We start from the raw sequence: 12,206 nt of genomic DNA on the forward strand, positions 1-12,206 counted from the left end.
AAACAGAATTTAAAACTTAAAGGAAATTAAAAAAATGAATAAACATCATTATAAAGTGATTTTTAGCCGTGTATTAAACCAGCTTGTGGTGGTCTCAGAGCTGGCAAAATCTCAAGGTAAAGCGCAAAGTGAAAATGTGAGTTCAGAACAAGAAAAAACAGACTTATTTTCAACCGCTCTTTCCTTCTCCCTCAACTCCATTCATTTTAGCTTAATGTTGGCATTAGGCTTTGTCTTCTTATCGCCTTCTGTTTATGCAGAAGATATGGCCATTCGAGCAGATAAATCGGCACCAGGTAATCAACAACCCACGGTGCTCCAAACAGCGAATGGTTTACCGCAAGTAAATATTCAAACACCAAGTGCAGGTGGGGTATCACGTAACCAGTATTCGCAATTTGATGTGGCAGAAAAAGGCGCTGTGCTAAACAATGCCCGTAAAGCAGCTCAAACGCAACTTGCGGGCTGGGTGCAAGGTAACCCGAATCTTGCTCGCGGTGAAGCGAAAGTCATTCTTAACGAGGTCAATTCCGCTAATCCAAGCCGTTTAAAAGGTTATGTGGAAGTGGCAGGTAAAAAAGCAGATGTGGTGATTGCCAACCCAAGTGGTATCCAATGTGATGGCTGTGGTGTGATTAATGCGGGGCGAACAACCCTGACAACTGGTAAAGCAGAAGTAGAAAATGGTGAGTTGAAAGGCTATCGCGTAAAAGGCGGTAAAGTGACGGTTGGTCAAAAAGGGATGGATAACAGCCAATCTGATTACACTGATATTATCGCGGAGAAAGCGGAAATCAAAGGTGGGATTTGGTCGAAGAAAGGCATTAAAGTCACCACGGGTAAAAATAATGTTGACCGCACCAATGATTCGGTTGTGTACATAGGTGATAAAAATACGAATGAAACGGACAGCACTTCCGATACCCAAAGTGAAAATCAATCTACTTACAGCGTTGATGTAAGCCAATTGGGTGGGATGTATGCAGAGAAAATCCATTTAGTGGATAACGGTCAAGGTCTTGGTGTACGCAATGCGGGGCACATTGGTGCATCAGCGGGTGAGGTGAAGATTGATAGCCAAGGAAAAGTTATCAATAGTGGCACTATCAGCTCAACGCAAGAAGCCGAGATTAACGCCCAAAAATCTATTGAAAATACAGGTAAAATTGAAACTAAGCAAGGTAATGTATCATTACGCTCTCAAGCTAATGTAGCACAACATGGTTCGATTGTTTCGCGTCAGGGTGGGATCTCAGTTCAAGCTAAGGATAATCTCACTCAAACAGGTGAAACTGTAGTGAAGGGTAATGTTACTTACCAAGCGAAGAATATTGAGGCTAGTAAAGGTGCGTTAATTGCTGCAGGTGTAACTGCTCAAGAAACGACACAGGGTGAGACTCGTTCATTAGATAGTCAAAGTGCCCAAGGTGCTAGCATTACGCTCTCAGCTGAAAATTCTGTTTCATCTAAAGCTCAGCATCTAGCGAGTGGTCAAATTAATGCTAAAGCAGATACCCTTGATTTATCTGAAAGTCAATCAACAGCTGATAGTATTGCTTTCCAATCTACTCAATCACCTTTAAATTTGAATCAAGCAACATTATACAGTGAGGGGCGTACTGCATTAAGCAGTCCTGATATTATTTTAGCGGAGAATGCTAACCTAAATGCAGGGTATTTTGCGATAGATACCGCACAACTTAATAATAAGAAGAGTAGCTGGGTTCAGCGTGGTAAAGAGGCCTTTTCATTGAATTTGAAAAAAGGGTTAGATAATACTGAAGGGAAGATTGCTGCTGAAGGTTTGATCTCTATTCAAAGTCCGTTAATTCAAAACAATCAAGGTGTGATTTGGTCAAATCAAGGTTTACAACTTAATACAGCTAAAGGGCATATTTCTTCTCAATTAGGTTATTTATTTGGAAAAAATAGTCTTGATATTAGTACTTCAACCTTGAATAACCAAAAAGGTGAAATGTTAGGTGGACAGGTTTTATTGGCTTCACAGCAAGTTAATAATGAGGAAGGAAAGTTAATTGCCAGAAATCGCTCAGATTTATCAGTTAATCAATTTAATAATCAGCGTGGTATTGTTTATAGCCAAGATGAACTATCATTAAAAACAGAAAATTTACACAACCAAGATGGCCTTATTTCATCTGTTTCTCGTGCGACATTGCTTGCAAATGATTTAAACAACCTTAAAGGCGTGATTCAGGGCGAGTCTGATTTAACGATTCAAACCCAAAATTTGAATAATACACAAGGTGATATTTCAGCGAAAACAGCAGCGATTTCTTCTGCTGCAATAAATAATGCACAAGGTGTAATTTCATCTCAGGATTTAACATTATCTGGTACAAATTTAAATAACAAAGGTGGCATTGTTCAAAGTGTGAATTCAACATTAAATTTGACCACGATGGATAACCAGGCTGAAGGTGATAAAGGCTCTTTGGTTAGTGCAACAAATCGTTTAGTGTTGAATGTTACAAATGTAAATAATAAAAATACAAAAGCTAAGCAAGATGCCCCTACTCAAGGTATTCAAACAGCTAATTTAGTAATGAATGCAGATCATATTGAAAACCAATCGGGTGGTATTTATGCTGGAAAATCAGCAAATATTACAGTTAATCAATCTCTTGATAATCAACAAGGTGAGATTTTATCAGCTGGTCGAGTTGATATTATAAATCCAGATTTGACCTTAGTTGTAAATAACGCTCTAGGAAAAGTTGAATCAGTGGTTGGCACAACATTGCAAGCTAAAACATTAGTTGATGAGGGTTCTATTAGTACAAAAGGAGATTTGGGTATTGAGTTAAATGATAGCTTTACCCTAAATAAAGCCTTTGGTGTAAGCAATAATCTTACTTTTAAAACAAAAGGTGATTTTGTTAATAATTCCAACCTTGTGGTAGGTAATTCAGCATCAGTTGAAGGATCTACTATTCAAAATAATGCTAATGCAGAAATTTCTTCAATAAATACACGTATTCAAACTAATAAGTTAAATAACTTTGGCTTAATTGATGGAGATACCACAGTGATTAAAGCCAATGATGTAAATAACATTGGTACGGCTCGTATTTATGGCGGGCACCTTGCCATTCAAGCAAATAAATTAAATAACCTTGAGAATGCTGATGGAACTGCAGCCACTATTGCTGCTCGTGAGAGACTTGATTTAGGTGTGGGGAATCTTATCAATCGCAATCATTCCTTAATTTTAAGCCTTGGTAATCTCTATATCGGTGGAAAACTTGATGAAAATAATCAAGCAATCGGTCAATCACAAAAAATTGAAAATGCCAGTGCAACTATTGAAGTGCTAGGTAATGCATGGATTAATACATCTAATTTTCTAAACACTGATTTACATTTAACGTTAGGACATAAATATACTAAAAATCATTTTGTTACGTATTCCCCGTTTGATAGCAGTGCGACTTATTATGGTAATGAAGGAGAAAAAGGTGAGGGCTATTTAGATCATGTTAATAATAGTCGTCATAATAGCAATCAATATTTTCGTTTCAATGATGGACGTCAAGCGGTGGCAGCTCAAAATTGGCTGAAACAAGATTACATTCGAACCACCGATACTCATACCATTGAACACCAAGATCCAGGTAAATTGCTTATCGGGCAGTCTTTACATTTGGAAGGGGGAGAGTACACGAATAAATACTCCCGAATTATGATTGGTGACACTTTATATTTAGCAGATAAAGCGATTAAGGAACCCGTTAGTACAGTAAGTCAAGGATTACTAAAACTTGATAATATTGATGTTGATGGTGAAATTCATCGTCGAGATATCGGTTTGAAAAAAGACATTAAAAAAGAAAGACATCGTCATGGTGCGAGAGGTAAAAAAGTTTGGGCTGTGTATGGCCGAAATGAACAAAAAATTGACCGCCTCTTACCTGTCGAACCGTTCAAATTTGGGCTGGAACTTTTAAAAATAGGTGAGCAGGTTGAGTCTACTGGCACAATTGTTGGGGATAAATCAGGTTTCCAAGGCATTTCATTAGCGGAGAAAACACCTTTAAATACGGATTTAAATGTTCACCGCGTTAATCTAGAAGCAATCACGTCTGGAGTGATGAAAAATAAAGATAACCTCGATATCAAAACGCATTTACCAGATATTTCATTGCCACAGGCGAGCCTTTATAAAATCAACCCCGAAGTATCAGGACAGTTTTTGGTTGAAACAGATCCGCGTTTTACACAGAAATCTAAGTGGCTCAGTTCTGATTATATGTTCAAGCAGCTGCGAAACGATCCACAAAATATGCTTAAACGTTTGGGCGATGGTTTCTATGAGCAACGCTTGGTGAACGAGCAAGTGAATAAGCTGACAGGCAGACGTTTCCTTGATGGGTATTTATCAGATTATGATCAATATAAAGCCCTGATGGATAATGGTGCACAATATGCTAAGCGTTTAAATTTGATTCCAGGCGTAGCATTAACATCAGAGCAGATGAAAGAACTAACATCTGATATGGTGTGGATGGTAAAACGTGAAGTGACGTTAAAAGATGGTTCGAAAACAGAAGTACTTGCACCACAGGTTTATATAGTGGGTCGTAATGCTGATATTGATAGCCGAGGCGCAGTGATTTCAGCCAATGATGTGATTGTGAATATTCAAGGCGACATTAAAAACAGTGGCGTGATTGCAGGGCGTAATTTGACCCATTTGGCGGCAAATAATATAGAAAACCTAGGCGGAAAATTGCAAGGGCGTGAGCTTTACTTAAAAGCGAAAGAAACGCTTCATAATCTCGGTGGAGAACTCAATGCAGAAAATCGTTTAGTGGCTCAAGCTAAAAACATCAACATAGAAAGCCGCACGAGTGAAACTGAGGATACTGGCAATTTTTACCGCAAATCCCTTGTTCAGCAAGCCTCAATTAATGTGGGTAGAAAAGATGCAGCTGACAAGGGGCAAAAAGGCACTGCTCTTTTAATGGCAACGGAAAATATCACAGTAAAAGGCGCTAACTTTAATATTAAAGGTGATGCGGCATTGCAAGCGGGTGATAAATTAAATCTCGACACGATTGAAACCCAAAACAAAGAACATTATGTCTCTAACGCTGATAATTATTACAAGCTAGATCAAAAACAAGAAGTGGGCAGTCAGTTAAATGTCACTGGAAATCTTGATGCTGTAGGTAAAAGTGCGGTTGAAATGCGAGGCGTTTCTGTAACCAGTAATGGCACCATGAATGTGATGTCTGAGGGGAATATTAATATCCAAGAAGCTCGTTATAAAGAGCAGCTTTCTAGTGGTTCAAAAAGTAAATCTAGAGGTTTAACAAGCTCAACGACAGAAGTTTATCGACATAAACACGATTATGATGTTGCGGAAGCCTCAAATTTGGATGTGGATAAGATAAATATTCATTCAAGCAAAGGTAATGTCACTATTCAAGGCTCAAATGTGGCTGCAGGTAATGGTTTGACGGTGAAGGCCAAAAATATTGATATTCGTGAGGCTGAGAACCGAGTCTACTCTGATGATTATTACAGTAAGAAAAAATCAGGCATGTTGGGAGGTGGTATTGGAGTAACTTTGGGTTCTCAAAAACAAACCACAGAAAGTGATCAGACTAAGCTTTATGCACAAGGTAGCCAAGTAGGTAGCTTAAGCGGCAATACGACGATGATTGCGGAAAACACTTATACTCAAACTGCGAGTAAGGTGAGTGCAATCAAAGACGGCGATGTGAATATTCTAGCGAAAAAAGTCGATATTAAAGCGGCAGATGATAAATATGAAACCAATACCAAACAAACCTTTGAGCAAAAAGGTTTAACGATTGCTATTACCTCTCCTGTTATTTCTGCTATGCAAGCAGTACAAGGCGTAGTGCAATCAACTCGACAAGTAGGTGAGAGTAAGCATGGTCGTGTGAATGCGATGGCGGCAGCTAATGCTGGTTTTGATGCTTATCGTGCATCTGATAGCGTAATGAAAGCTAGCGACTCTATTCAAAAAGCAATGAGTAATAGTGATGTGGATTCCGTAGTAGGGGCACAAATCACTTACGGCCAACAAAAGAGCGAATCACGTACTCATACTGAAGGAAAAACCGCAGCCAAATCTCAAGTTAATGCAGGCGGCAAGGTGAATGTTGTAGCAACGGGTGCTGGAAAGAATTCTGACATTAATATTAAAGGTTCGGATATCTCAGGCAAACAAGGCACAACATTGATTGCAGATAACCAAGTCAATATTAAAGCCACGGAACAAAACCACCAAGAACGTAGCACTAATAAATCGAGTGGTTTTAATGCAGGGGTAGCCATTAAAGTGAGTAATGGTGCGGTTGCTGGGGCTACTTTAGGCGGTAATTACGGAAAAGGTTACGGCAATGGTGATGAAACCATTTATGTTGCAAGCCATGTAGGCGATAGTCAAAGTAAAACTGTGATTAATGCAGGTGGTGATGCCAATATTATTGGCAGCCAAGTAAAAGGCAAACGAGTAGAACTTAATGCTGAAAACCTGAATATCGAGAGCTTGCAAGATAAATCTCGCTACCATGGTAAACAAATGAATGTAAATGGTAGTGTGACAGTGGGGTATGGCGCATCCGTTGGAGGCAGTTTCAATAAATCGAAAATCAATGCTGATCATGCAAGCGTGAATGAACAGGCAGGAATTTATGCCGGAGATGAAGGTTATGATATTAATGTTAATAAACATACCGATCTTAAAGGTGCATTGATTACCTCTACCCAAAAGGCAGAAGCAGATGGCAAAAACCATTTTAGTACTGGCAGCATTACCCATTCAGATATTGAAAATCACTCAAATTATAGTGGCAGCAGTTTTAGTGTGAGTGGCAGTGTGTCAGCTAACTTTGAAACACCATTTGGTAAAAATGGTGCAGCTCAAAGTACAAAACAAGCCACGGATAAAGATGGTAATCTGCTTTATACCGATAAAAATGGCAACACAACTGTTAATTCTAAAGGAGTAGATGGACAAGAGAACACCAAGAAATTGGCTGAAGGCAAGGAATCTCTCCAATTCTCCTATGGCATGGGCTATGGTAAAGATTCCGATAACCAATCTAGCACAACAAAAAGTGGTATTAATACACAAAATATCATTATTAAAGATGAAGCAGAGCAATTAAAACGTACAGGTAAAACGGTACAAGAAGAGATTGCTGCGATAAAAACCGATATCACTACAGAGAGTGCACCAAGTCAAAGTGGTAAATTAGAGAACCGTTTTAATAAAGATGATGTTCAAAAAGAACTTGATTTCCAACGTGAGGTGACAGAGAAATTTGGACAGAATGTCGTGGAAGCAGGAAGTTTGCTTGCTAATAAATTTGGCGAAGAAGCGAAAGCGAAGCGTCATGAAGCCGCAATTGCGTTAGAAGAAGCAGAAAAAGCCAAGGCAGAAAACAACAACGAAACTAACCGCGCTTTAGTCAAACAAGCACGAGATAATTTTGAGACAGCGAGTCGCAAAGCTAAAGAATGGGAAACGGGTGGAAGTCAACGTCTTGTCATTGATTCGGCATTAAATGTTATCAGCACCGCTTTAGCCGGTAGACCGGCAGCGGAGGTGGTGGCTTCAGGATTATCACCTGCGGTGAATAATCAAATTAAGAAAGCGACAACAGATGCAAAAGGCAATGTGAATACCGCGCTCAATTTGACTGCTCATGCACTTTGGGGCGCGGTAGAGGCTTATGCGGGCAATCGTAATGTTGCTGCGGGTGCGGCAGGTGCAGCGGGCGGAGAGGTTGCGGCTCATTTCCTAGCCTCGACACTTTACAATAAATCACCTGAAAAGCTCAGCGAAGAAGAAAAACGTACAGTATCTTCTTTAAGCCAAGTAGCAGCAGGTATTGCGGGTGGTAGTTTATCAGATAGCTCTGATGGAGCGATTATTGCGGCTAAAACAGCGAAAGATTCAGTGGAGAATAACAGCATGGCTGATAACGTTCATCCTAGTGATGAGCGTAAGCAAAACATTGAAATGTATGCCAAGGTTTTATTCAATGGAGATGAGGATAAAGCTAAAGAATATCAAGAAGGTCTAGAGCTTGCAGAAGCTCAGGGTCAAATTGATAGTGTTAAAGAAACAGCAGATGCAGTTGTTAATTTAGATGATACTGTTGTGTCTTTATGGGAAGCAATCTCAAATCCAGAGAAAACCTATAATAATGTTGTGGTTTCGTTGAAAGATTGGGATGAGGCTTATGCGCTTGCCCTTCAAGAAAATCCAAAGCTCGCGGGAGAAATGCAAGGTTACCGCCAAGGTAAAATGAAAGGTGTTTCAACTGGAGGCGTGGTTCTAAGTGGTGCGGGATTGGGGATAGCTAAGTCTATTGCCAAATTAAAAAATGGCACGATTGATGTAGCTCATTCTAGTGTTAATATCGCGAAGATAAAACCTAAAACTTGTTCTTTCCGTGGTGACATGGAAGTGAAAACAGAGCAAGGTTATAAATCGATAGCGTCTATTAAAATTGGTGATAAGGTTTATGCGAAAAACGAACTGACAGGACAAATGACCTATCAGCGCGTACAAGCGCACTACAATAACCCGTATGACTTTACAGTATATGTAGAAGTGATTGATGAACAGGGTAAACAGCAAACCATTGTTTCAAACAAAATTCACCCATTCTTTACACAAGTAAGTCAAGGTGAATTAGTGCCAAGTTCGGAGGGGCATTTCTATAAAGGTGAAATCCAAAACGCTCAGTGGGTAGATGCACAAAACCTGAAAGCGGGTTATAAGTTGTTGTCAGAAAATAATCACTGGCAAACGGTGAAAGGTGTTAGCATCAAGGCTGAGAAGTTAAGTGCATATAACTTGACAGTTGAGACTGACCATACTTACTTTATCAAAGGGGCGAATTCTGACCTTGGTGGGGTTTGGGTGCATAATGATTGTTTTCTAGATAAGCCAAAACAAAAAGTAAACACAACTCAACCTGGAGATATTGTTAGAACACCAGACAGTCATCCTGATGATTTTGTGAAATTGAGAGGAGGTCAAAAATATAAGAATAAAAATACAAATGAAATTTGGGAGAAAAGCAGAACCAGTCACTCAGATAAAAATGGTGAATGGAAAGTTGGACTTAATGGGCGAGATCCCATTGATACGAAAAAGATTACTATAGGAAGAAGTGATGGAAAAGTTATTAAATTTAATGGCAAATAAAACTATATCATTAGGTGGAATTAACTTTAATGGATTTTCATCTAGTAATAATTGGATTGGATATTTTGAAGCTAAAAATATATCTGATGAGACAATGATTTTGAAAGCAAATGAGCTTATTAAGAAATTTTTTGGTGAGGATTTGAGTGGTTTTTTTTTACTAAGTTCTTTAACATTTGATGATGGTAGAGGCATTGATGACTACTCTAATGAATTTATTAATAAGCTTGAAAAGTTATATAAAGAAGCAAAGAGGGATGGCTTTCTCATTCCTTACAATGGATTAATGGAGGAATACTATGAGGCTGATAATTTTGATGAAATCTTATATCCTGCGAACTTGCTAAATTTTACCTTTGATAAGGATAAGTTCCTTTCATATTGTGAGCTAGTGATGGGGTATAATAAGGTTTTTGGAGAGATTTGCTTTCTTATAAACCCAAATCTCTCTTTGTTATTGTATCCTCATAGTGAAAAAGGGTATGGTTGTATTTCTTTAAGTGATGACTGTAATAATGCAATAGAATTCTTAAATTTTTGCTCAAAAGATGATAAGTTTGAGGTGGTTTTTTCTGAGAATATTGATCACTTGGTAGCTTCGAAAACTATGTCCAAAGAATGTTAAGTTAGACTAAAGACACCAGCGCTGTTTGATACTTAAGATGTATACAGTTTGAATTGGGATATAAAGTGCGGTCAATTTTCAAAGAGTTTTTAAAACTTTCAGAAATTGATTGCACTTTTTATTTTCAACGATGCTTATGTTAAGTAGAGCTTATAATTTCACGTCCAACTTCGCGTAAGCTCGCTCCACTTTTTCCAATGTTTTTTCCACAGAAATATCACGAGCGAGTAACGCATCTAAACGGCAATGACTATTTATTTCTCTTTTGCCGAAAATGTGAATATTACTATTAAACCTAAACACTGCATTGGTGTATAGTAAAGATTCCGATAGTCAATCTAGCACAACAAAAAGTGGTATTAATACACAAAATATCATGATTAAAGATGAAGCAGAGCAATTAAAACGTACAGGTAAAACGGTGCAAGAAGAAATTGCTGCGATAAAAACTGATATCACTACAGAGAGTGCACAAAGCCAAAGTGGCAAATTAGAGAATCGTTTTAATAAAGATGATGTTCAAAAAGAACTCGATTTCCAACGTGAGGTGACAGAGAAATTTGGACAGAATGTCGTGGAAGCAGGGAGTTTGCTTGCTAATAAATTTGGCGAAGAAGCAAAAGCGAAGCGTCATGAAGCCGCAATTGCGTTAGAAGAAGCAGAAAAAGCCAAGGCAGAAAACAACAACGAAACTAACCGCGCTTTAGTCAAACAAGCACGAGATAATTTTGAGACAGCGAGTCGCAAAGCTAAAGAATGGGAAACAGGTGGAAGTCAACGCCTTATCATTGATTCAGCATTAAATGTTATCAGCACCGCTTTAGCCGGCAGACCGGCAGCGGAAGTGGTGGCTTCAGGATTATCACCTGCGGTGAATAATCAAATTAAGAAAGCGACAACAGATGCAAAAGGCAATGTGAATACCGCGCTCAATTTGACAGCTCATGCACTTTGGGGAGCGGTAGAGGCTTATGCGGGTAACCGTAATGTTGCTGCGGGTGCGGCAGGTGCAGCAGGTGGAGAGGCGGCGGCTCATTTCCTTGCCTCGACTCTTTATGATAAATCACCTGAAAAGCTCAGCGAAGAAGAAAAACGTACGGTATCTTCTTTAAGCCAAGTGGCGGCAGGTATTGTTGGTGGTAGTTTATCAGATAGCTCTGATGGAGCGATTATTGCAGCTAAAACGGCAAAAGATGCGGTGGAGAATAATTATTTATACAACGGAGAGGTAAATAGCCTCGTTAAGGAATTGGCAAAAGCTGAAAAGGAAGGGAAAGATACAAGACCTATTTTTGAAAAATACGCAAAATTAAGTGAGAAGAATCGACAAGAAATATTGAAGCTTTGTGGTAATAATCCAGCTTGTTATATACCACATATTCAGATGATGCAATCAGGCGATGAAGCGGCATATGAAAACTTTAGTTATTTAAGGTTTGGATCCTATTTTAATAATTTAAGTAGAGAGACCCAGGTTAAATTGAGTGATTTTGTGGAATTGGAAAACGGTAAAACAAGAAACCAGTTACCAAAGAGCGTACACTATGCAACTCTTGCTTTAGGTGCTGCGGAAGCTGTGGGGTTAGGGGGGATAGCCTTAACTAAGTTGCCAAAAGGAGCCAATGCAAACGAAAAATTGCCGATTGTTGGGGAGACTAAGGGATATCGCACTACAAAAGTTAATTTAAATAACTTAGAAATTGAGATATCTAAGCAAAATAAGCATTTAGAAAACACAAATGAGTATAAAGTTTCTCTTTCTAATGGACAACAGAAAAGCATTATCACTGTAAGTTTAGATTCTTTAAAAGGTTATGTAGGAACTGGACAGCAGGTGGGAAAAACTGAAATTGGGCTTCCTGGTTCTAAAGAAAGGGTGAACTTCAATAAAAATATCGGTATTTATATCGATCCTGTTACAGGAAATCAAACCCCAACAACTATGGGGATTATTCATTATAGTAAAAATGGATATCATGTAGTTCCGGCTAAACCAAAGGAATAATAGTCTATGAATAATGACATTATAAGATTAAGAATTGTTACCCAAAATGCCTTGATAGGTAAAATTACCAAAGAGGTTAGAGGTGTTTATGTAAGAATCAATGAAAATTGTATAAGTATTTATATCGTTATTGATGGAGATATCTCTACCTATTGGAATGAAGAGATTTATGAAGTTGGTACAGATATTATTTCTAATTTTAGTGAGGATTATACTATTGATGAGAATTTAGTTAGGATTGATTACCCTAAATATTTATCTTTTGATAATTATATATGTGTATATAAGCGCCATGAAAAATATGAATAAGATTGGAACCTAAAAATTGGACCGAAGCTAATTTGCATAAGTCCATA

4 protein-coding genes are annotated in these 12,206 nt (G+C 38.4%); all 4 read left to right on the top strand.

Translation table 11 applies throughout. The features are described from left to right. Positions 1 to 34 precede the first annotated feature (34 nt). The 4 genes from KP713_RS00765 (at position 35) to KP713_RS00780 (ending at position 12,159) form a co-directional block, all read left to right on the top strand. A complete protein-coding gene (locus KP713_RS00765; protein WP_215769568.1) occupies positions 35 to 9,220 on the top strand; it encodes a two-partner secretion domain-containing protein in 9,186 nt (3,061 codons plus the stop codon). Beyond that, entirely contained in the window at positions 9,189 to 9,845 is a 657-nt protein-coding gene (locus KP713_RS00770; protein ID WP_118781354.1) for a hypothetical protein, read from the top strand. Before KP713_RS00765 ends, KP713_RS00770 begins: the two co-directional genes overlap by 32 nt. Before the next feature lie 310 nt (positions 9,846 to 10,155). Further along, positions 10,156 to 11,850 (top strand): polymorphic toxin type 50 domain-containing protein, encoded by a 1,695-nt coding sequence (locus KP713_RS00775; RefSeq protein WP_215769569.1) that lies wholly within the window; start codon positions 10,156 to 10,158, stop codon positions 11,848 to 11,850. Positions 11,851 to 11,856: 6 nt separating this feature from the next. Then, the gene (locus KP713_RS00780) at positions 11,857 to 12,159 is read left to right on the top strand and encodes a MafI2 family immunity protein (RefSeq protein ID WP_048953334.1); all 303 of its coding nucleotides are present in this window, start codon (positions 11,857 to 11,859) and stop codon (positions 12,157 to 12,159) included. The last annotated feature ends 47 nt before the right edge of the window (positions 12,160 to 12,206 follow it).

Source organism: Haemophilus sp. SZY H36, assembly GCF_018829625.1.
Lineage (GTDB): Bacteria > Pseudomonadota > Gammaproteobacteria > Enterobacterales > Pasteurellaceae > Haemophilus > Haemophilus haemolyticus_K.

What these genes read in the sequence shown, in the direction of transcription:
- KP713_RS00765 (WP_215769568.1), top strand. Translation starts at nt 35, where the DNA reads ATGAATAAACATCATTATAAAGTGATTTTTAGCCGTGTATTAAACCAG.
- KP713_RS00770 (WP_118781354.1), top strand. Translation starts at nt 9,189, where the DNA reads ATGGAAAAGTTATTAAATTTAATGGCAAATAAAACTATATCATTAGGT.
- KP713_RS00780 (WP_048953334.1), top strand. Translation starts at nt 11,857, where the DNA reads ATGAATAATGACATTATAAGATTAAGAATTGTTACCCAAAATGCCTTG.